This window comes from Desulfotomaculum defluvii, from assembly GCF_054657375.1.
The window spans coordinates 540425-562592 of the sequence record NZ_BAAHYV010000007.1 but is presented as its reverse complement, the minus strand read 5'-3'; the positions used below and the strand labels follow the sequence as shown (position 1 = coordinate 562592).

The window sequence follows — 22168 nt, the reverse complement described above, 5'->3', positions numbered from 1 at the left end:
ATTAGCAGGGTTTTTATGGCAAAGGCAAGTAGACCTTACAAAGGTTTTTCTTTGCAGGTTCTAACTATAACCTTCTTCCATCCAGACTATAACTGTCGGCTCTGGCATCTCACCAGATCTGCCCCTGGGGGCTCGCGGGCTTGGCCTTGGCCATACCGCCGGTAAGGAATTACACCTAACCCTGAAGGTTTAGTTTATTAAGTTAACTCCATTATATTCCTGTGTTTGTTCGTGTGTCAATCTTTAATTATTTCACTTTCTATTTTGCAATATTTTGACCATTATTGCAGGATATCATGTTAAGAAAACAAAAAAAGCAGGGACCCAAGAGGGACCCTGCAAAGTTATATATTTTTAAAATTTTTTATTGAACCAATTCTTTTGTTTCCCGGGCAATCATTAACTCTTCATTGGTGGGAACAACCATAGCTACAAAGGGTGCACCAGGTTTACTGATAATAACTTCCTTACCTCGAGAGTTGTTTTTCTCTTCATCAATTTGCAAACCAGTGTAGGCCAATCCCTTTAATATTTTAGCCCTCATAGTCATGGAGTTTTCACCAATACCGCCAGTAAATACAACTGCATCCAGACCACCTAAAGCAGCAGTATAGGCTCCAATGTATTTAATAATGCCATAGGCAAACATATCCAAAGCTAGTTCAGCTCTTTCATTGCCTTTGTTGGCAGCATCTTCCAGGTCACGGAAATCACTGCTGATACCAGAAACACCAAGTACGCCGCTCTTCTTATTCATGACATTACCAATTTCTTCTATACTAAGTTTTTCCTTTTCCATTAGGAAAGGAACGATAGCGGGATCCATATCGCCAGTTCTAGTACCCATAGGCAGACCTGGCAGTGGGGTAAAGCCCATGGAGGTATCCTGTGATACTCCATTGCCTACTGCAGATATACTAGATCCATTTCCTAAATGGCAAACTACGATCTTTAATTCTTTGACGGGTTTACCTAAAATTTCGGCTGCCCGATGAGAAACAAATTTGTGAGAAGTGCCGTGGAAACCATAACGACGGATTTTATACTTCTCATAATATTCGTAAGGAATAGCATAGGTGTACGCTTGTTTACTCATGGCTGAATGGAAGGCTGTATCAAACACTGCCACATGTGCTACATTAGGCATAAGCTCTTGACAGGTTTTGATACCAACAATATTAGGCGGATTGTGCAGAGGTGCCAATTCAGACATTTCTTCCAACACTTTCATAAGTTCAGCATCAATTACCACAGACTTATTAAATTTTTCACCACCGTGAACTACACGGTGACCTACGGCTTTAATTTCTGCTGTGTCCTTAATTGCACCATATTTTGGATCAGTAATGCAGTTTAGTATTGTCTCAAGGGCAACCTTGTGATTGGGCAGGTCTTGCTCCAGTACCAATTCTTCACCTTTGTTATTTTCTTGTTTAATGCGAGAACCAGCGATGCCAATTCTTTCAGACAACCCGGAAAGTAATACAGATTCTTGCACCATATCCATTAATTTATATTTAATCGACGAACTACCACAGTTAACAACTAAGACTAACAAGTGGTTCCCTCCTCTAGCACTAATAATTTTTATTTTACAAGCTCAGAAATATGCCCACGAATCTTATATGCGTATACAACATCACCATTTCTCAGACCCACAGCATTTCCTTCGTCTGTATCTATGTGCATTTCTAATTTGTGCTTCTCACCAGCACGAACCAATACATCACCAAAGATAATACCTCTTGGTCCCTTGGCTCTAACATAAAGTCTGTCGCCATCTTCTAAGCCAAATTTCTCAGCATCGGTACTATGCATATGAATATGCCGGGCAGCAATGATAGCACCCTCATCAATTGTTACTGAACCAGCAGGTCCAACTATGGTTACAGAAGCAGATCCTTTTATATCCCCAGAGTCTCTAAGGGGAGCCTTAATACCAATCTTAAAGCAATCAGAAATAGACAGTTCTACTTGAGTATTTTTACGTTCAGGTCCAAGTACGCGTACTTTTTCAATTACACCCTTTGGACCAACAACAGTCACCATTTCTTCACAGGCAAATTGATCAGGCTGAGACAGATCTCTGAATCTTGTTAATACATGACCAGTTCCAAATAAGATTCCCACATGTTCTGTAGTCAAGTGCACGTGGCGGGCTGAAATCCCCACAGTAATTGGAATTGGGGTGATTTCATCAGGATTTACACGGGTTGGTAATTCATTAGTTGCCATTGTACAACACTTCCTTTTGAATTTTTATTAGTTTTAACCTTGATGATATATAATTATGGCCAAAAATTATTCCACAATAATTAATATAGGTTTTGTAATTTTGGATAAATAAAACATAAGTTGTTTATTAAGACTGATGTAACTTTTACCATTATAACAAGAATGTAATGAAAATGTAATTTTTTCTCCACATCTTCGTAAGGTTTTATAACATTTCGTTTACTAATCTTATTTTTAAGTTTGTGTATATTTTCTCAATTCTGATTGTAACCAGTTTTTTACGCGTTTTCAAGTCTCTTTCTGAAGTTGGTTTTCAGAATTTTTCCAATAACGAATTAAATTACTTTAAAAGATTAAGACTCTCTAATATTTTAGGAATAACTTGTTTCTTTCTAGAAACTAAGCCCGGAACAAACACACCTTGTTCCAAGTTTACCTGAAAAGCAGTTGAAACAAGGGAATTATGCCTCGCTTTATAAAGTAGATAGGAACCCTCGTTGATAATATCTGTGACGACAAGCATGGTAAGAAAATAGCCCTTATACTCATGAGTTTGCTCTACAAACTCGATAAACTGCTGTTTCCGATTAAATACATCTTCAATGTCCAGTGTAAAAACTTGACCCACTCCGACGGTACTACCCTCTAATTCGAATTCCTTAAAGTCTCTATAAAAGATCTCTTCAATGCTATGCCCTTCTAGAGAACTTCCCATCTTAAACATATCCATGGCAAAGTTTTCAATATCCAGTTTGACTATGCTATTTAGCTGTATAGCTGAGTCTTTATCCATATTCGTCGTAGTGGGTGATTTGAAGAGTAAGGTATCAGATAAAATACCAGCTAATAAAACACCTGCAATTTGTGGAGTTATTTGAATATTAAATTCCATAAACATTGTATGTACAATGGTACAAGTACTTCCTACGGGCATATTCCGAAAGGCAATGGGCTTTGTGGTGCAGATATCACCTATTTTATGATGGTCTACAATCTCAAGAATATCAGCTTCGTTTAACCCCTCGGCACTCTGAGAATATTCATTATGATCAACCAAAAACACTTTTTTCTTACCTGGGCTGATAATATGCTTTTTATTGATGAAACCTAGAAAAATATTATCATTGTTTACCACTGGATAATTTCTATAATTGTTATGCAAAACTTCTTCTTTTACTTCATCAAGGTAATCATTTTCTTTAAACTTTACAATCCCACTACTTTTCATAATAGAGGATACATAATTACATTGGTTGATCAATTTTGACGTGGTATAGGTATCTAATGGAACAGAAATTATGGCCACATTATTCAATTGAGCCATTTCTAAATAGACATCAGGTATTACTCCAGAACCAGTAATAATAATCAGCTTTACTTTAGACCGAATGACACACTCAAGAATATCATATCTATCTCCAACAATGATAATATCATCTGGCCCCAAAGTGCCTTGAATATTCTTGTAGTAATAAGCAATAACTGATATTTTGCCCTTTACGTTAAAATCTTTACCTGTCAGGATCTGGCCCTTAAAACCTTTGACAATATTACTCAAAGAAGTATCCAGTTTATAAAAATCTCCTTTTATTAACTCCATAGCAATATCTTTAATGGTCAGGATACCCTGTAATTGTTTTTTATCATTGACAACAGGCAAGGTTCTAATATTATTTTGTTCCATTAATTTATAGGCAGACAGAATTGAAGTATTTAAAGTTATACCGTCTACCTTATCATACTCCATATCTTTAACCTGTGTTTTAACATTTTCCAAGACAGCGGGAGCAGTAAGACCAAAGTAATCTAAAACAAACTCAGTTTCCTTGTTAATTTTTCCTAAGGAACAGGGTACTGTGTTTAAGCCTAAACGATTCTTTAGGTAAGAAAATCCAATGGCTGAGGCCACAGAATCAGTATCAGGATTCTTGTGTCCAAAAACAAACGATGTCATTATTCCCCCCCTAATATAGTTAAATAGCATGTCCATATCAAGCCTATTCTAGTTGATAAAAGACAAAAGCCCGTAAATCCAATAAACTGGATTTACGGACAGATTAGTGGTCGGGATGACAGGACTTGAACCTGCGGCCTCACGGTCCCGAACCGTGCGCTCTACCAAACTGAGCTACATCCCGATAGCCTTTGATATAACAGAAATTATTATGACCTATAGTTTTCTATTTGTCAAGGTAATCTTGCCTGAGAAACCTTTCTTCGTATAAGTAACTATTTTCTGTAAATAATAAGCTAAGTCTTTACTCTTAATAATACATTATTATCTCTGACTAATAAGGACCTAAGGAGGTATACTAATGTCCAATTGCTGTGTATGTGGTAAGGAAATGCATGAATCAAAAATGGTTTATGACGAAGAAATGGATAATATTTATTGTGAGAACTGTTACCTGGCGCAAAGGGCAGAGGACTACTAACAAATTAGGTGGGTTTCTTTTTATAGGCGGTCAACCATCAACTGCGGTGTACTAGCACCAAAGGTCCATAAATGTACAAAAAGTCCATAGCTATCTTAGGGCTGACAGCTATTATACTATTATTATAAAAACAACAGACCTCGGGCCTGTTGTTTTTAATATGCTTGTATTTGATTTTCTTCAAGATCACTTGGTGATTGTTCTGGTATCTGAATGCTATCATCGGGTACTGTTACATTTTCTTCAGTAGGATACCCAGTCCCTTCACTATTTCCATTACGAAACCAAAAATCACCAAAACACGGAATTTTAGGTTCAGTTCCTTCAATAAACCAGGCCGATATTTTACTACTGGTTAACGCTGATGCCTTTAACCCATCGTAGGTACAAACATAGGATTCAACTACTCCTGCAGGTTTATTAAAATCCCTTACTTCATGACCCTGTAATGCTTTTTCTATAAAATTACCCCAAATTGGAGCAGCAATGGCACTACCTGTTAAACCAACCTTTCTAGACTTATCATCATATCCCACATATACCGATGCCACAAGCTCCGGAGAATAGCCCACAAACCAGGCATTTGTGGTATCATCAGTAGTCCCTGTCTTACCTGCAACAGGCCGTGATACTATTCCAGATAATTGGGCTGCTGTTCCGCCAGGTTGAACAGCAGCCTTCAACATATCCGTTACAATGTAAGCTATTTTCTCATCAATCACCTTAGAAAGCTGTGGTTTATATTCTTCAAGAACATTACCTGAATGATCTGTAACCTTTAAAATATACAATGGTTTTGTACGAATGCCAGCATTGGCAAGGGGTCCAAAGGCAACGGCCATTTCCAACGGTGTTACCTCTGAAGCCCCTAGGGCCAAGGATAAGTAAGGATCCAAATTACTTTCAATACCCATCGCCTTGGCATATCGTATTAATGTCTCGGGGCCTAGACTATTTGCCAATTGGACAGATATGGAATTGTCCGAAATTGCCAATGCCTGTTTTAAGACAAAGGGCCGATAATGGAACCCCTGATAATCCTTAGGTGTATACCCTCCAGGATAGGTTATGGGCTTACAAAAAAAAGTTGATGCAGCAGTGTATCCTGAATCAATTGCTGCGGTATATAAAAAAGGTTTAAAGGCTGAACCCGGCTGTGATTTGGCTAAAGCACGGTTATACTGAGATTTTTGCCAATTTGTTCCTCCAACCATTGCTTTTATATAACCATTTTGGGGATCAACTGCAACTAATGCACCCTCAAGGTCAGCATTGATCTGCTCCAAACCTTGAACAACAGCTCCTTCAGCTGCCTTCTGCATATCCAGATCCAGTGAAGTTTGAATTGTTAAACCACTGGAATACAGCATTTCCATACCGTTTGGATATTTATTTTTAAAATGCTTGATAATCTCAGCCACAAAATAGGGTGCCTGCCGAAAATATTCTGTTTTAGCCTCAGGCTCAATTGTCTGTGAAAGTGCTTGCTCCCTTTGAGCTTGGGTAATCATATTCAGTTCCAACATTCTATTTAACACTACCCGTTGTCTTTGCTTTGCTCCCTTTAAATTAGTTGTAGGGGCATAATAACTAGGTGCCTTCGGTAGGCCTGCCAATAATGCACTTTCCCCAAGGGTTAAATCCTTAGCATGTTTATTAAAATATGTTTGAGCTGCAGCTTCAATACCGTAGGCACCTTGACCAAAGTATACATGGTTTAAATATAAGTTTAGTATTTCATCCTTTGTGTATGTCCGCTCTAATTGCACTGTATAATATAACTCTTTAACTTTTCTGCCAATGGTACGTTCGGGACCTAAATATAAATTCTTGGCCAGTTGCTGGGTGATGGTACTACCACCTTCCACAATACTTAAATTGCGCAAATTAATTAAAGCTGCCCTGGCCAGTCCTCTAATATCTATGCCAACATGCTCATAAAAGCGGTAGTCTTCAATGGCAACTATAGCCTGCCTCATTTCTGGCGCAATCTGATCTAACTCTACCGGAATTTGGTTGGTTTGGGAAACTGTGGTAATTAATTTGTTATTTGCATCAACAATTTTGGATGGTGTAGGAACATCCGGGGGTGTTGTTTGTCCAATGGCAGCACACCCTGCAGTGGTACTGAATATAATAACTAAACTAAGCATTAGGAGTAGAAGCCTTTTACTTCGCATTTTTTTCCTCCTAAATTTTACTTTGAATCTTTGTTATTGTTTCCTTTGAACAAAAATGATATGTAATTCTAATCACGCATAAATTAACCCAATTTTTTTCTTTGACCACTTAACTAGTAAGGTTGGTGATAATATGCCTAGGCACGTGGTTCGCTCAGGAGATACCATAAAAAATATTGCTAAAAAATATAATATAAATCCGGTTAACATTGCCATTACTAATGCCCACTTAGAAAATTTGGAGCACTTAAAGATTGGCGATATATTGTATATTCCCGATTGTGTTGATGGTGCTTTTTGTCAATTAGAAGCTCGTTCTCTTAAGCAACAACTATTAAGCATGATGGGTTTTTCACCCAGGCAAATACAGGAACACTATAAACTTTATCAGGGTTACATTAGTAAAACCAACGAAATACGAACAAAACTTCGTTCAGGGGATACTAAGGACGTTAATTCTATTCATAGTAAATACCGTTCTTTAAAAATAGACGAAGTTAACGCAGTGGCTAATAATAAATTACACGAAATGTACTTTGATAACCTAGGAGGACATGGAGGGATAGCAACAGGGGCAGTTTTAGAAACCATAGTAAAAGATTTTGGTTCATATGAATTCTGGGAAAGAGATTTTCGAGCTACTGGTCTAGCCAGCCGGGGTTGGGTCATACTTGGTTATGATTTAGACGATGGCCATCTTCATAATTACATTCAGGAAGATTCATGTTTTATGCCCATTGTTCGTTTTGAGCCTCTATTGGTTTTAGATATGTATGAGCACGCCTATTTTCTTGACTACGGGTCCAATAGCAGGAGTTATATTGATGCTTTTTTTAGAAACATTGATTGGTTCACAGTAAATAGCCGTTTGCAAAATCTAAAGCTAGTTTTTAATATAGTTTAGCCATAGGTTTTGTGAAAATTTAAAGGGCTGTCTGCACTAGAACTACAGGTTCATAGTACACAGCCCTTTATGTGTTTATACTTTGGTAGCTTTTGTGGCAAATACGTGATTACCAATTTGGGTAATTACAGGTAGTGTTTTTATCCATTTATCTTTGGCAACAACTGGATTATAAAAGAATAGAGCACCACCAGTAGGATCCCGTCCCATTAATGCCTCAATTGCTGCTTTCACGGATTCCTCATCAGGCTCAAGATTAATTGATCCATCCTGAACCGGTGAAAACTGGTATACATAGTTGTTTTTCTCTAAGATAATTTCCCGAATACTTTTAGGAAAACCAGGACTTGCCATACGATTCAATATAACTGCCCCAACAGCTACTTTTCCCTCAAAGGATTCTCCCCTGGCTTCTGCATAAATAAGCTTAGCCAATAGTTTAATATCTTCTCTGGATACATCTCCCCGGGATAGAACCATTCCATATGGAGAAATACTAACTGCCGGAATAATTAGACTTTGATCGGGAAAAATTGTATTATCCTTTAAGTTATTTGCACGCATGATTTGACCGAGTGATACTTGATAATCTTTACATATCTGATATAGAGTATCTCCCGATTTTACTGTATAACGAATTTCGGAACGAGATCGATCAGGCTCGGAGCCCTCACTTTCTAAACCGCCTGCACCGTCGCCAGTCCCCCCCGCAGCTACTGTAGCCCCCATAAGCCCCGAAGTGACTGCTACCAAAACCGCCAATATTGTGGCGATCCTACGGTACTTCTTGTTCATAATTCCTCCTTTCTTACCCATCAGATAGTTTGTACAATTATGTCAAGAATATACATTGAGGGGGAGAGAATCGCTAGAATGATTGGAAAATAAAAAAACGCCCTATAGGCGTTTTTTAACTATACATCGATCTCATTAAAGCTTTTTTCTTTGCGTCTGCTCTACTGTTGACCTCCGAACCTACCCCTGTTTTCCTGGGTAGTTGCTGTTTTTGTCTATTTTGTTCAAACTGACGTTGAGAGTTTTCAACTTCATTAATTGTCCTAATATTATTTTTATGCCACTCTCTTAGTATACTACCAATGTATTTAAAATTATGTTTTCCTCTTATAACTGCTTGCCTCAATGCTTCTAATATTAACTCCACTTCGTGATCTTCCAACCAAGAGATAATTTGCTCAATCTCCATTGGCGAAAGAAGTCTGCCAAATTCATTTTCAAAGGCATGACATAGGTCTTGCTCCCGAGAAGATAATACAAAACCCGGATCCTGATTACTTTGGTCCTTAATGACTGGGCTATGTATCTTTTCGCTGATCTTATCCAACTCTTTCTTTTGATTAAGGGCCCATACTTCGGATAGTTCAAATACAAGGGGTTCAAAATCATACCCTTGTTTAACTACTCCTTCTTCCCCAATATAGTAGTTTGTTATACCGATTACCCGTTTTTCTAGCAGATCCTTGATTTGTTTTTCAACCTGTACTGGTTCAGCCGAAAGACAACTGGCCAATTTCTCTAGGCTAGGCATTAAAAGGTTTTCTTCATTACGAAGCCTTAACAATTGAACTACTAACATCATTTCTGAATCTGTAATGCCAACATCTCGATAATACTTAAGGAACAAATTTGGTATTCCCGTTATTCCTCCTGAAAAAATAGCTGAACCAAAATAAACGGTCATGTTGGTAGCATCAAATTCTTTTTTCAGAGCTCGTCTATTATTTTGTGACATGCCCCCAACCCCCTCATACTCCCTTACAATATTTTATGGTAAGATTGATAATCTTGTCCACATTTGTTTCTCGACAAAGTCAATTAAAAACTTAGCTTATCCGTTTGGATTAGCGTTAAGCTTCCATACTAAGCTAATAGGCAAGATTTTCTTCAAACTGCAGATTCCCCCCCAAAATAAAAAGCCTAACAAAAGGATATTATATACTAAAAACAGGGGTGCAGACTATGTCCACGGATTATTTATTTGAGCATTTTCGATCATTGCCTCAGGATGAACAAAGGCAATTAATCAACCACCTCCTAGATCATTTGTATCAAGAAAATGAAGATCACGATATTGGCCTTTATATAGATATTTTTTAATAAAAACTTGGCTTACGCCATACCCCAAAGGGTAGAAGAGTCTCCAGTGCCCTTTAGGTATGGCGTAAGCCTTTGCTTTTTTATGGTTCCATTAGCAGAATTTATTAACCTTCTCCACTGGAAGTATTAAGCTAAATTTGTGAATAATCGGCAGGATAATCAGTTTTATTCCACGAATATTTTATTATTTTAACTCACAAAAGAAAGTGCAGGACTCATTATGGTTGCTGACATTAAGGCATTAGATAAAATCATAAAAGAAACTATTTCAACTATACAACATAGCAAAGAACAGATCTACTGCATTGCAGAAACTGCTCGTATGGAATGTCAAAGGGTAGAAGAAGAAATAAAAGAAGTAAAAGGTCAATTAATCAAAATAATTAACGAAGTTAATAAGCTTGAACTAGATGAACGAACAGCAAGGATCCGACTTATGGATGTCAGTAAAGATTTTCGCAGTTACAATGAAGAAGATATAAAAAATGCTTATGAAAGGGCTCAATTAACCCAGTTGAAGTTAGTTATGCTTCGCGAAGAAGAAAAAACTCTGCGTTTTAAACGAGATCATCTTGAAATATCTCTAAAACGCATGAAAGATACTGCAAAACGTGCAGAAACATTAGTATCTCAGGTGGGTGTGGCACTGCAATTTTTGAGCAATGATTTATCTGGAGTAAGCGAAAAATTGACGGATATATACGATATACAACAGTTAGGTATTTCCATTATCCGAGCCCAGGAAGAAGAGAGAAAAAGAGTAGCCCGGGAAATCCATGACGGGCCAGCACAATCCATGGCAAATATTGTTATGAGGGCTGAATATTGTTCAAAGTTATTGGAGGTAAACCCCAGCATGGTTGGCAATGAGTTGGGTTCATTGCAACAACTTGTTCGCCAAAGTCTCCAAGAAACTCGTAAAATTATTTTTGATCTCCGCCCAATGGTACTAGATGATCTCGGCCTGATTCCCGCTTTGAAAAGATATCTAGAGGACTATAAAATTCAAAACAAATTGATTGTAGACTTTACCTTAATAGGTAGTGAAAAACGTTTTGATTCTTCTTTGGAAGTGGCTGTCTTTAGAATTATTCAAGAAGCCTTAACAAACATTAAGAAACATGCAAAGGCTAAACATGTTTTTATAAAAATGGAGCTTATTTCCAATAGAATAAACGTATCTATTAAAGACGATGGTTACGGTTTTAATACGGCCAATACAAAACCTCAGGAAAATGGAAGTGGCTATGGACTACTGGGAATGAAGGAACGGATACAATTATTGAAAGGTGGACTATTTCTAAACTCGACTCCTGGTAAAGGAACAGAGATTAGTTTCTATCTACCTTTTGAAAACTAAAAAACTTGGCCTATTAGAAGTATATTAAGCCCATGGCCCATTGTATTTTCATTGCTGGTTTGTGACTTAGGGTAATGGGCGGTTGATACGACAGGGATTGCCTAGGGAGGGAAATTTTACCATGAATTCACCTATTCAAATACTTATTGCAGATGACCATGTCTTAATCAGAGAGGGTTTAAGGAAAATTTTATCCATTGAACCTAGTATAATAGTTGTCGGTGAAGTAGCTAACGGTCAACAAGCTGTGGAATTCTGTGCTAAAAATCCAGTTGATATCGTTTTAATGGATATAAATATGCCTATTATGAATGGTATAGAAGCATGTCGTCTGATAAAGGAAAATAAATCCCATATAAATATCATTGCTCTAACCATCCACGATCAAGATGATTATTTCTTTGAACTTATCAAATTCGGCATTTCAGGTTTTCTTTTAAAGGACGTGAACCCAGACCAACTAATTAAAACGATTTTAGGAGTTGCCCGAGGTGAATCCTTTATCCCTCCATCCCTTACAGCCCGTGTATTGGCTGAGTTAACTAGACTTACCTCGGTGGGTAACCTTGAAAAAAAACACCAAAGCCTAACAGAAAGGGAAATTGAGGTTCTTAAGCAAGTTGCCAAAGGCCAAAGCAATAAAGCCATTGCTAATACTCTATATATTAGTGAAAAAACTGTCAAAAACCACCTTACCAATATCTTTCAAAAAATTGGTGTAGTTGATCGGACCCAGGCTGCCCTTTATGCCATTAAGGAAAAACTAGTTAACTTATAAATGTAAAAGATACCTAATTACCTAAATACAAAAATTGGTTAAAAATAGCCCGGAATTTTCCGGGCCTTTTAGTATTAAAACATCAAAAACCTTTTTTTTAGGAATTTATACAACACTAAATAGCCTACTCCAACCACTCCTATAATGACCAGTGATATGATGTGGTATAGGTTGATCCGATTTTTAAGAGATTCTATCTTCTGATCTCTTTCGTCAATCTGCCTTTGAATATCTTCCTTTTCCTTAGCAATGATCTCCTGCTCAGATTTTACAAGGAGTTTTTCCTCCTGTAGTCGAATCATTTCTTCCTGCAAATGGGTATTGGCAGAACTGAGATCCTTAATTCTTTCGTTTTGTAAGTATTCACTGGACTGTCCCACATCTTTATTAAAGGCATTCCACAACACTAGCCCATCATTTTTTTCTAATTTTACTCCGTTTAAATAACCGATGGTGGGAGTAATATCACAGATACTTACCGGTGGTATCGTTTCTCCACTTTTAAAGGGTAAACCTTTCATAATAAGGGGTGGCGCACCCAGGGTCCCTGTTAGAACAATCATGGAACTGTCGTAAAGTTCTTCATCATGCAGTTTCTTTAAGAGTCGTCCAACCTGGGCATCGGTCTTGGTAACTGCCATTCTATATTCATTACTGTTAACCCCGAATTTGTCGAAGGCAGCTCGAAGCTCCGGCAATAAAATTATATTCATATAGGATTGTTCCTCGGTCCACTCACTTAATAAATTGTTGATTACCAGCTCATCCTTGTTATTAAAGGGACCTTTACAATTATGCCCTCCATCTGCTAACAAATGTTTTAACTCTCCCTCAGCACCATAAAAACAGGTATTAATTTTCTTTTGTTCCATAAAGCTTTGAATGGACTTGCCATCCAATACGTCTCCTACCTGCATAAACTTGTGATTATCTGGCAGCATACCAGTTAATATAGAAGCCACTGTAGCTTGCCTTGATTCAGGAAATACGGATATTACCTTAGAAGCTCTAACCCCAGTTGTTGCTAAACCGTTAATATTTGGGGCAGATGTCTTTTGCAATGTTTCATCTTGTAGACCATCTACAATAACCATAAATATTTTACTGGTTACCTTAGGTTCATTTTCAGCCTTTTGTTCAGTTGCTTTTTCCTCAGCCATAGTGTTGGTTGAAAAAATAAAACAAGCCAGCATAGCCATAGCTATTATACAGATTTTTTTTATATACACCGGCCAAACCCCCTCTGGGCGACATTTTATATAAAATATATAGAGGCTTTGTCCAAGTTATGACCATTATTTTCCTAAGTTTATTGACAAGTTTATCTGTTTTTCCATATTTTAGTGTATAATTTATTTTAAATTGTTTATACTACTAATACTCTGCTTTGGTGAGTTCTATCTCTCCCCGTCCAGCAATAGCTGGACTTTTTCTTTATTAGCATTAATAACATAATTTTATTAAAAAACTCTTGCCAGGGATGATTTTTTTTGCTAAAATAGCTTTTGTCAGTCGGAACTTATCGGGATGTAGCGCAGCTTGGTAGCGCACCTGCCTTGGGAGCAGGGGGTCGCACGTTCGAATCGTGTCATCCCGACCATTAAGAAACTCTGAAGTCTTTAGTTAGAGACTTCAGAGTTTTTTCTATATTCCTAGAGTCTGTATCACCTTAGTAATTCTACTAGCCCTATTATTTGCTGAAATAAATCATTGCAATAAGTTGTCATCTGTTCTCCAAGGCAATTTTTTAAAAGAATTATGTGTAAACCATATATAAGTAAATTTAAGCTGACGTCAGGTTTGACGTCAGCTTAGCTTCACTATATTTAACCTACTACGTCGTATCCAGCCTCCTCAATGGCTTTAGACAGTTCTTCCTTTGGTGCAGACCCAGTTACTGTAACCTCTTTTTGTTCTAAATCCACCTTTACATCTTCCACTCCCGAAAGGGCCCTAAGAGCCTTTTCCACAGCAGCCTTACAATGACCACAACTCATTCCTTCCACCTTAAGCAAAACCTGACTCATTTGTTCACCCCCCTTCAAACTGATGGATTATATCTCTTTAATAACAAAGAATTTGTTACAACAGATACAGAACTAAATGCCATCGCCGCCCCAGCCATTACTGGAGTAAACAAACCTAATATAGCGAGAGGTATGCCAATGAGATTATAGAAGAAAGCCCAGAAAAGATTTTGCCTAATTTTTCGTAAGGTCTGCCTCGATAATCTTATAGCGGATGAAATTGTGCGTAAATCACCACGCATGAGAGTAATGGCTGCACTCTCAATGGCCACATCAGTGCCAGTACCGATGGCCATACCCACATCTGCAGTGGCCAGTGCCGGTGCATCATTAATTCCATCTCCCACCATAGCTACAACCTTCCCCTTATCCTTTAGGTTTTCAACCTCCTTGGCTTTATGCTCGGGTAATACCTCTGCAATTACATGTTCAATGCCAACTTGTCTAGCAATAGCCTCGGCTGTACGTCTTTGGTCTCCTGTAAGCATATAAACTTCCAGCCCCATTTCTTTTAATTCAACAATGGCCTCTTTGGCATTGTCCTTAATAGTATCCGCTACAGCTATTAATCCTGCTAGGGTATCACCCACCATAGCAAGCATGACGGTCTTCCCCTCTTCTTCCCATCGGCTTTTTTCTGTTTTAATAGGCAATAAATCTATGTTTAATGACTTGGCCAAATTTTCGTTTCCGATATACCAGCTCTCTTGTCCCAACTTAAAACGGATTCCCTTACCCGGAATAGCTGCAAATTCACTTGTTTCTATTAACAAAAGTTCTCGTTCTACCGCTTCCTTAATAATGGCTTGTCCCAAGGGGTGCTCAGATTTTTTCTCTCCCGAGGCAATTGCCTGTAAAACCTTATTCTCTGAAAAGGATGGTAACACAAACAAATTTGTTACAGAGGGCTCACCTTTGGTAATGGTACCGGTTTTATCCAGTACAATAGTATCCAATCGACCAGCCCTTTCTAGGTGCTCCCCACCCTTAATTAATATTCCTTTTTCCGCACCAACCCCAGTACCCACCATGATGGCGGTAGGAGTCGCCAGACCCAAGGCACAAGGACAGGCTATTACTAACACCGTAGTCATGTGGATAAGTGCCTCAGTAACACTGGCCCCGGTAAAATACCAACCCAAAAAAGTTAATACTGCAATGATAACCACCACTGGTACAAATATACCAGAAACCCTATCAGCCAATCTTTGAATGGGTGCCTTTGAGCCCTGGGCTGCTTCTACCATACGAATAATCTGTGCTAGGGTAGTATCTTTACCAACCTTAGTGGCACGGAAGGTAAAACTACCTTGTTTATTTACCGATGCACCCACAACATCGTCGTTAGGTCCCTTTTCCACAGGTATACTTTCACCGGTTAACATGGATTCATCAACACTGGATAACCCCTGGATCACCACACCATCCACTGGAATTCTTTCACCGGGTCGAACTAAGATTATATCCCCTACCTCGACTTCATCAATGGGTGTATCTATTTCCACCCCTTCCCGTACTACCCGGGCAGTCTTAGGTTGCAAACCCATTAATTTTTTAATAGCTTCTGAAGTTTTTCCTTTGGCCACAGCCTCTAGTAACTTTCCTAATAATATAAGAGTAATGACAATGGCAGCAGATTCAAAATACAGGGGATACCAGTCCATCAATATAGCGACTAGGCTATAAATATAGGCTACCGATGTACCCAATGCAACCAATACATCCATATTGGCACCACCAGTTTTCAAAGCGTGATAAGCACCTCGATAAAATTGCCAACCGGCATAAAACTGTACAGGTGTTGCTAAAGCCAGTTGAATCCAAGGATTAATCATATACTGATGCCAGCCTAGCACCTCGGCTACCATCATCCAAGCCAATGGCAGGGATAAAATCGTAGCCAAAGCAAATTTAAAGATTTGTTTACGAATTTCCCTTTGGCGTTCTGTTCCCTCCATATCTTGAGAAGCCTCACTGATCTTTTGTGCTCCATAACCAAGATTTTCTATTGTTTTGCGTATATCATTTACCTGAGTTAAACCTAAAATATATTTGACTCTTGCCTTACCAGTGGCAAGATTGACTGTTGCCTCTTGGACACCTGGTAAAGAATTTAGTTTTTTCTCTACTCTGGCAGAACAAGCAGCACAGGTCATGCCAGATATAGCCAAATCAACTGTCTCAACCGGCACATCGTAACCAAGATCCCGTACCTTTTGGATAATATCTGCAACTTTGGAATTGTTAGCATCGTAGGAAACTGTAGCCTTCTCTAAGGCCAGATTAACATTGGCGTCTAAGATACCGGGTACTTTTTTCAACCCTCGCTCTACCCGGGCAGAACAAGCGGCACAAGTCATACCGGACACTGGAAAATTACAATTACTTAATTTGGGTTCCATTTCTATCTCACCACCTAACTATCTCATCATCTTAAAGATTGTTTTTAGTACTTCATCGACTACTTTTTCATCACCCGCCTGAAGCTGCTCCTTGATGCAGGATTTCATATGCTTCTCCAATAACAATTTTGCTACTCCGTGCAAAGCTGAGTTGGCCGAAGATATCTGATTTAATATTTCATCACAATAAGCATGTCTTTCTATCATCCCTTTAATACCGCGTAATTGGCCCTCTATACGATTAATTCTATTTACAAGTTCTTTGATTGTTTTTTCATCATGATGACTAAGCTTACTATTATTTAGTTTTTCCTGACAATTTGAACATTTTACTTGTTCCTCGGTATCCATTTGTATCACCACCCTTTCTATTATAGTATACCCCCCTACCCTATTCGTCAATGTATGATAATAAAAAAAATAACACCGGATTATCCGGTGCAGTGCTTACTTAATATATTGTAATTCTTTAAGGCTTTTATATTTTCTTTTGTCCGTTTTAACTTCTTTCTTTTGTTCCTCATAGAGGAATAGGAAGGCATTTACTTCATCTTCAGACATTTTTTTATTTAATTGAAGATAATTCAAAAAACACATGAGCATGTCCTCGTTTTCACATAGTAATTCATGCAGTTTGTGCATACAAATGACCTCCATTTCTGTCAAAAAATTATCAACGTCATTTTATTACACAAATTCTACATTTCACAAGCATAATCCTTTTTTATTGATTAAATTTATATAATTCTTTAAAAATTTTTTGTTATATAAAAAAGAAGGCCGAAGCCTTCTTTTTTAAGTATTTTTAATTTATACTTTTTAGCTTGTATTTTAATATCTGCCAATTTCCCTAACCCAACCAAAGGGATCTTTCTCTCTACCATATTGAATATTCACCAGTTTATCATAAAGCCTTTGAGTGACAGGCCCAACTTGCTCATTGTTGATGAAATAGTCCTTTTCTTTATAATATAGAGAACCTACTGGAGAAATTACAGCAGCTGTACCAGAACCAAAGGCTTCAGTAATAGTACCTGAGTTAATACCCTCGATCACTTCGTCAATGCTTATTAATCTTTCTTCAGTTTCTAAACCTAAGTATTTAGCAAGCTCTAGTACAGAAGCGCGGGTAATTCCAGGTAAAATAGAACCAGTTAACATAGGGGTTACCAACTTATTGCCATAAACAAAAAACATATTCATGGCCCCGACTTCCTCTACATATTTCCGCTCACGGCCGTCCAACCATAACACCTGAGAGAATCCCTTTTGTTGAGCTTTGTGGCCCGCCATTAAACTGGCAGCATAATTACCACCGGTTTTAACGTCACCAACACCACCAATATTGGATCTTACAAATATGTCTTCAACATAAAGTTTAATTGGTTTAAACCCACCCTTATAATAGGCCCCAACGGGACTTATGATAATATAAAAAATATACTCTGAGGATGGATGAACTCCTAGAAATGCTTCCGTTGCAATCATAGTGGGTCGGATATACAGAGACGTCCCCGGTTGCTTGGGAAGCCACCTTTTTTCTGCCAATACCAGTTCAGTAATAGCCTGAATGATATCCTCTTCTGGTATGGTGGGCATAACTAAACGCTCCGCAGAACGATTCATCCTTTTAGCGTTTTGATCGGGCCTAAATAGAAGGATTCTACCATCCTCGGCAGCATATGCTTTCAAACCCTCAAAAATTTCTTGGGAATAGTGGAAAACGCAAGAAGATGGGTCAAGATTAAATGACCTATATCTTTCAATACGGGATTCATTCCATTCCTTATTTGCATAATGCATGGTAAACATACGATCAGTAAATATGCTACCAAATACCAGTTTAGATTCGTCTTCATAAAGAGGTTTTAATTCCTTTTCCCCTAGTTCCTCTAAGGCAATTTTCATCTTGTTCACTCTCCCGTTTTAACCAACCAATATATTAATTATATTAAACCATTCTTCCTGTGGGGGCAACTATCCTTTAAACATGGACTAATTAAATTTTTCACAAAGCAAGAAAGTGTCGCAAAACTACTTTTTTAAGTAGCTAGCGACACTTCTTCATTATATACATTTTCAGATATAACGCAAGTATACCCAAGATTGCCTTATAGCTCCTCTTCCAGTATCCTTTTATAAACTTCTCGCAGTTGATCAACCAGTTCTTTTAACAAAACCCCATCTTCATTTATGGCAGCCTTCTCAATAGCTGCCCCACTGATTGAGAATTCTGGAAAACCATAGGCCCCCCCTGAGCCCTTTAGGCCGTGCCCTATATAGCGAAGGGTAGGAAAATCATTGATCTCAGTAGCATTCCTTAGTTTCTCCATTTCCTCTCCCAGGTCTTGTAAATACCAAGGAATTAGAGATTCGATTCCTTTATCACATATTCTAGCCTTTTTTCCTGCATCTTCAGGTAAAAAAAGATGTTGTTTTATCGTATTAATAAGTTCATCTCGTTTTACTGGTTTTGCCAAATAACCGTTACACCCCGCAGAAATGCATTTTTCATAATCTCCTTTCATCGCATGGGCGGTAAGGGCAATAATTGGTAAATCTTTATATTTATCCTGTTTTCGAATAAGACAGGTCGCTTCATAGCCATCCATAATCGGCATTTGCATATCCATCAATATCAAATCAAACTCTTGCTGTTCTAACATTTTTAGGGCCAAAAGCCCATTCTCAACCACCGTTAACTTATAGTTATCTGCCAATATATGACCCACTAAATATTGATTAAAGGGATTGTCTTCCACTAATAATATGCTAATGTTTTCTACAATATGAATATCCTCATTTCTCTGTCTCGAGATAACCTTTTCTAAACGGGAGATTAAATTTTTATCTGAGATAGGTTTTTCGATAAATTCATCAGCCCCTAAGGAAAATGCTCTTTCCTTTTCTGGCATGACAGAACATATAACTATGGGAATTTGTCTCGTATCTTCAAAGGTTTGAATTCTTTGCAAAACTTCCCATCCTGTTAGATCTGGTAACAGGATATCAAGAATAATAACACAAGGCCGATATATTTTGGCCAATGTTATTGCCTCTTTACCTTGTTCTGTGCCAATAACAACATAACCCGCCTTTTCTAAATAATCATTGATCAATTGCCTGGTGTTACTATCATCTTCAACTACTAGCACCGTTCCCTTTTTCTTTTGAGTTCTTTTTTGTTTCAGCGGACTCTCCTTTTCTGTTATTTCAATCCTTTGCACCGGAATATAGAAGGAAAAAACTGATCCAGTATTTACTTCACTTTTCACACTAAGTTCTCCGCCCATTAGTTTGGTCAGACTCTTACAAATTGTTAATCCAAGACCAGTCCCACCATATTTTCGAGTAGTGGACCCATCTGCCTGGGTGAATGCCTCGAATATTAAGTCCAGCTTTTCCTGTGGTACTCCAATACCAGTATCCTCAACACTAAAATTTAATTTAATTCGGTTTTCAAAACCCATTAGCATTTCTGCGTCTACGGAAATCTTCACATAACCCTGGTGAGTAAATTTTGCAGCGTTGGATATAAGGTTATATAAAACTTGCCTTATTCTGGTGGCATCCCCCTTATAATGATCATGGAGATTTGGTGCAATATTTATTTTTATTTCTATATCTCTAGCCTGTAATCTAGATTCAATCACATTAACAGCCTCGTAAATTAGTTTACGCAAACTAAAATTTGTTTCTTCAATAACTAACTTACCTGATTCAATTTTTGAAAGATCTAAAATGTCATTAATAAGCTCCATTAACTGCTCCCCACACTGCTGAATAATCTTAATACTTTCATGTTGCTGAGGACTAAGGTTATGCTGAAGTAATACCTCTGCAAAACCAAGGATGCCATTCATAGGAGTTCTGATCTCATGACTCATATTTGCTAAAAATTGAGATTTCGCTTCGTTAGCCTTTTCCGCCTCCCGTAAGGCCAGTTCAGCTTGTCTCTTGGCTTTGACCACTTCGGTTACATCCACCACCATCAATAACACACCGTCGTAATTTTTATCACGATATACAGGCTGAATATTCATAATAACATCCTTTTCACCTAACCTTCTGGTTATGGAAATGGGAGTGTGGTATTGGTAGCGACTATACTGTGCTATAATATGCTGAACCTTTTCTTGTATTTCTCCATTATGCAGTTCTTCTAATTTCCTGCCAATAATATCTTCCCGGGTCAGCCCAGACATTAATAGGCATTGTTCATTTACCTCTGTAATGACCCCTTTAGCATCAGCCAAGACAATAGAAGCATTCATTATAGAAATAATTGCCCTCAGTTTGGCAGCTTCTCTTTCAGTTTCTTCCTTAGCTTGCTGAAGTTTTAATTGAGTAGCTTTATCAAAAGTAATATCATTAGCAGCCACATAAAAACCTATTATATTTCCTTTGGGTAACCGAATCGGATTGGCATGAACACTTAGGATCTTACCCCCTTGATATATTTCTCCTTTCCAGGAATCACCCCGGACTAAAGATAATAGTACTTTTTCACCACCGTTGTAAACTTCCTCAATGCCCAATCCTAATAATTGATCATGTTTATTAGTTAACAAGTTTACAGCGGCAGGGTTGGCATATATTAAATTCCCGGCCACATCAAAAATACTTACCGATTCTATGGAACTATTATTAGCATGCATGTGAAGTCTTAGATTCTGTTCCATTAAACTACGTTCTGTAATATCTACAAAAACCTGCACTCCACCTGCATATTTACCACTGATATCATGCAGAAAAGAACCACTGGTAAGAATTCGTCTGAGTCCATTGTTTGTCCTAATCTCCATTTTGACATCTTTATATGAAGCGCCACTTTTCATGGCTTGATATAAATGACACTTTTTAAAATCACAGTTGCAGCCCATTATTTGAGAACACATCTTACCCATGATATCCTCGGGATGCACATCAAAATACTTTGCAGCAGCTGTATTTATTTCGATAATTTTCATATCATAATCTACTACGAAAACACACTCTGTCATGCTTTCGAAAATAGTTCTTAATTTATTTTTCTCATTGGTTAACTTTCGATTAATTGTCTGTAACTCTATTAATCGAGACTCTGGTCCTTCACCAACCCACTCACTGCAAAAACCAATTTCAAAACGGTCGAAGAAGGTATTCAACATCTCTGAGGCTTTAAACTTTTCCGCTGTTGTCAGTTTACTTTCCCAAATCACATCCATGTAGGCCCGACGATAATATTTAAATAGCCCTAAAAACATTTTTAGTGTAATACCCCTGGCTCGGTGCAGTTTAGCACTTTCTATGCCAAAACTAGTCACTGGGTCCTCAGCAAATAGTTCTTCTGCATGGATCTGTTTAACATCGTAATTCTTCAAGTAATAAGACAATGCATCAATTATTTCATGTACCGAAAGCCGCCAGTCTCCTAGGCGTGTTGAACTATATCTGGTAAACCCGCTTAATTTTGCGTAATTTATTAAGTGTTGAATAATTTGGTCTTCTTTGTGGGCGAGTAATTCAACCAGTTTTTCTCTCACGCCACTACCTCCTACCGACTTTTAGATCAATGGTTTCATCAAGGATCATATCAAATTTATCTTGTTTTTACTTAACTTAAATCTTACAAAATCATTAAATTTTCGTATTACTTTTTGTTATATATCTAGGAAAGTGAAGAATGGTTTCCTTTGGTTCCTTTTTGCAAAAATTGTTACAAAAACTGCTTGCCTGCTTCATTATGTTTT

Annotated in this window: 17 protein-coding genes, 2 tRNA genes and 1 riboswitch; of the genes, 5 read left to right on the top strand and 14 right to left on the bottom strand. The window is 37.8% G+C overall.

The annotated features are described in order from the left end of the window. Positions 1 to 65 precede the first annotated feature (65 nt). A riboswitch (FMN riboswitch) is annotated at positions 66 to 193 on the bottom strand. 171 nt (positions 194 to 364) lie between these two features. The 5 genes from ACYQ03_RS09835 to ACYQ03_RS09815 form a co-directional block, all read right to left on the bottom strand. After that, positions 365 to 1558, bottom strand: coding sequence for an acetate/propionate family kinase (locus tag ACYQ03_RS09835; RefSeq protein WP_459909595.1), 1194 nt, complete (start codon positions 1556 to 1558; stop codon positions 365 to 367). Between the two features lie 29 nt (positions 1559 to 1587). After that, a complete protein-coding gene (gene pduL, locus ACYQ03_RS09830) occupies positions 1588 to 2235 on the bottom strand; it encodes a phosphate propanoyltransferase (protein ID WP_459909593.1) in 648 nt (215 codons plus the stop codon). A gap of 340 nt (positions 2236 to 2575) precedes the next feature. Continuing rightward, positions 2576 to 4189, bottom strand: coding sequence for a putative manganese-dependent inorganic diphosphatase (locus ACYQ03_RS09825; protein WP_459909591.1), 1614 nt, complete (start codon positions 4187 to 4189; stop codon positions 2576 to 2578). Positions 4190 to 4296: 107 nt separating this feature from the next. Next, positions 4297 to 4373: transfer RNA gene (locus tag ACYQ03_RS09820), tRNA-Pro, on the bottom strand. A 452-nt stretch (positions 4374 to 4825) separates the two neighbouring features. After that, positions 4826 to 6850 carry a transglycosylase domain-containing protein gene (locus ACYQ03_RS09815; protein ID WP_459909589.1) on the bottom strand — a complete coding sequence of 675 codons (2025 nt, stop codon included), beginning with the start codon at positions 6848 to 6850 and terminating at the stop codon, positions 4826 to 4828. Between the two features lie 133 nt (positions 6851 to 6983). On the opposite strand from ACYQ03_RS09815, the gene ACYQ03_RS09810 reads away from it, so the two are divergent. Further along, positions 6984 to 7754, top strand: a complete 771-nt coding sequence (locus tag ACYQ03_RS09810) for a Fe-Mn family superoxide dismutase (RefSeq protein ID WP_459909587.1) — start codon at positions 6984 to 6986, stop codon at positions 7752 to 7754. Positions 7755 to 7829: 75 nt separating this feature from the next. On the opposite strand, the gene ACYQ03_RS09805 is transcribed toward ACYQ03_RS09810, so the two are convergent. Together ACYQ03_RS09805 and ACYQ03_RS09800 are read right to left on the bottom strand one after the other, a co-directional pair. Next, on the bottom strand, positions 7830 to 8549 hold the full coding sequence (locus ACYQ03_RS09805; RefSeq protein ID WP_459909585.1) for a cell wall hydrolase: 720 nt from the start codon (positions 8547 to 8549) through the stop codon (positions 7830 to 7832). 115 nt (positions 8550 to 8664) lie between these two features. After that, positions 8665 to 9504: a DnaD domain-containing protein gene (locus ACYQ03_RS09800; RefSeq protein ID WP_459909583.1), complete on the bottom strand. Its 840-nt coding sequence runs from the start codon at positions 9502 to 9504 to the stop codon at positions 8665 to 8667. 227 nt (positions 9505 to 9731) lie between these two features. On the opposite strand from ACYQ03_RS09800, the gene ACYQ03_RS09795 reads away from it, so the two are divergent. From ACYQ03_RS09795 to ACYQ03_RS09785, 3 genes are all read left to right on the top strand, one after another. Further along, entirely contained in the window at positions 9732 to 9869 is a 138-nt protein-coding gene (locus ACYQ03_RS09795; RefSeq protein ID WP_459909581.1) for a hypothetical protein, read from the top strand. 220 nt (positions 9870 to 10089) lie between these two features. After that, the gene (locus ACYQ03_RS09790) at positions 10090 to 11229 is read left to right on the top strand and encodes a sensor histidine kinase (protein WP_459909579.1); all 1140 of its coding nucleotides are present in this window, start codon (positions 10090 to 10092) and stop codon (positions 11227 to 11229) included. Positions 11230 to 11350: 121 nt separating this feature from the next. Further along, on the top strand, positions 11351 to 12007 hold the full coding sequence (locus ACYQ03_RS09785; RefSeq protein ID WP_459909577.1) for a response regulator: 657 nt from the start codon (positions 11351 to 11353) through the stop codon (positions 12005 to 12007). Positions 12008 to 12081: 74 nt separating this feature from the next. Here the strand turns inward: ACYQ03_RS09785 and ACYQ03_RS09780 are convergent, their stop codons facing one another. Beyond that, on the bottom strand, positions 12082 to 13236 hold the full coding sequence (locus ACYQ03_RS09780; protein WP_459909575.1) for an alkaline phosphatase family protein: 1155 nt from the start codon (positions 13234 to 13236) through the stop codon (positions 12082 to 12084). Positions 13237 to 13530: 294 nt separating this feature from the next. On the opposite strand from ACYQ03_RS09780, the gene ACYQ03_RS09775 reads away from it, so the two are divergent. Next, positions 13531 to 13607, top strand: a tRNA-Pro gene (locus tag ACYQ03_RS09775). Between the two features lie 226 nt (positions 13608 to 13833). Here ACYQ03_RS09775 and ACYQ03_RS09770 read toward each other — a convergent pair. The 6 genes from ACYQ03_RS09770 to ACYQ03_RS09745 all read right to left on the bottom strand — a co-directional run bounded on the left by ACYQ03_RS09770 (position 13834) and on the right by ACYQ03_RS09745 (position 21961). Next, complete coding sequence (locus ACYQ03_RS09770; RefSeq protein ID WP_459909573.1) at positions 13834 to 14034, bottom strand: CopZ family metallochaperone; 201 nt, start codon at positions 14032 to 14034, stop codon at positions 13834 to 13836. Positions 14035 to 14048: 14 nt separating this feature from the next. Continuing rightward, positions 14049 to 16436: a heavy metal translocating P-type ATPase gene (locus ACYQ03_RS09765; RefSeq protein WP_459909571.1), complete on the bottom strand. Its 2388-nt coding sequence runs from the start codon at positions 16434 to 16436 to the stop codon at positions 14049 to 14051. 18 nt (positions 16437 to 16454) lie between these two features. Beyond that, on the bottom strand, positions 16455 to 16787 hold the full coding sequence (locus ACYQ03_RS09760; protein WP_459909569.1) for a metal-sensitive transcriptional regulator: 333 nt from the start codon (positions 16785 to 16787) through the stop codon (positions 16455 to 16457). 96 nt (positions 16788 to 16883) lie between these two features. Further along, positions 16884 to 17078, bottom strand: coding sequence for a hypothetical protein (locus ACYQ03_RS09755; RefSeq protein WP_459909567.1), 195 nt, complete (start codon positions 17076 to 17078; stop codon positions 16884 to 16886). 189 nt (positions 17079 to 17267) lie between these two features. Next, entirely contained in the window at positions 17268 to 18344 is a 1077-nt protein-coding gene (locus ACYQ03_RS09750) for a branched-chain amino acid aminotransferase (RefSeq protein WP_459909565.1), read from the bottom strand. Positions 18345 to 18547: 203 nt separating this feature from the next. After that, positions 18548 to 21961, bottom strand: a complete 3414-nt coding sequence (locus ACYQ03_RS09745) for a PAS domain-containing hybrid sensor histidine kinase/response regulator (protein ID WP_459909563.1) — start codon at positions 21959 to 21961, stop codon at positions 18548 to 18550. Positions 21962 to 22168 lie beyond the last annotated feature (207 nt).

Bases quoted from the DNA above. Each gene is read 5' to 3' on its own strand.
- pduL (WP_459909593.1), bottom strand. From the start codon at position 2,235: ATGGCAACTAATGAATTACCAACCCGTGTAAATCCTGATGAAATCACC.
- ACYQ03_RS09825 (WP_459909591.1), bottom strand. From the start codon at position 4,189: ATGACATCGTTTGTTTTTGGACACAAGAATCCTGATACTGATTCTGTG.
- ACYQ03_RS09815 (WP_459909589.1), bottom strand. From the start codon at position 6,850: ATGCGAAGTAAAAGGCTTCTACTCCTAATGCTTAGTTTAGTTATTATA.
- ACYQ03_RS09810 (WP_459909587.1), top strand. From the start codon at position 6,984: ATGCCTAGGCACGTGGTTCGCTCAGGAGATACCATAAAAAATATTGCT.
- ACYQ03_RS09805 (WP_459909585.1), bottom strand. From the start codon at position 8,549: ATGAACAAGAAGTACCGTAGGATCGCCACAATATTGGCGGTTTTGGTA.
- ACYQ03_RS09800 (WP_459909583.1), bottom strand. From the start codon at position 9,504: ATGTCACAAAATAATAGACGAGCTCTGAAAAAAGAATTTGATGCTACC.
- ACYQ03_RS09795 (WP_459909581.1), top strand. From the start codon at position 9,732: ATGTCCACGGATTATTTATTTGAGCATTTTCGATCATTGCCTCAGGAT.
- ACYQ03_RS09790 (WP_459909579.1), top strand. From the start codon at position 10,090: ATGGTTGCTGACATTAAGGCATTAGATAAAATCATAAAAGAAACTATT.
- ACYQ03_RS09785 (WP_459909577.1), top strand. From the start codon at position 11,351: ATGAATTCACCTATTCAAATACTTATTGCAGATGACCATGTCTTAATC.
- ACYQ03_RS09770 (WP_459909573.1), bottom strand. From the start codon at position 14,034: ATGAGTCAGGTTTTGCTTAAGGTGGAAGGAATGAGTTGTGGTCATTGT.
- ACYQ03_RS09765 (WP_459909571.1), bottom strand. From the start codon at position 16,436: ATGGAACCCAAATTAAGTAATTGTAATTTTCCAGTGTCCGGTATGACT.
- ACYQ03_RS09760 (WP_459909569.1), bottom strand. From the start codon at position 16,787: ATGGATACCGAGGAACAAGTAAAATGTTCAAATTGTCAGGAAAAACTA.
- ACYQ03_RS09755 (WP_459909567.1), bottom strand. From the start codon at position 17,078: ATGCACAAACTGCATGAATTACTATGTGAAAACGAGGACATGCTCATG.
- ACYQ03_RS09750 (WP_459909565.1), bottom strand. From the start codon at position 18,344: ATGAAAATTGCCTTAGAGGAACTAGGGGAAAAGGAATTAAAACCTCTT.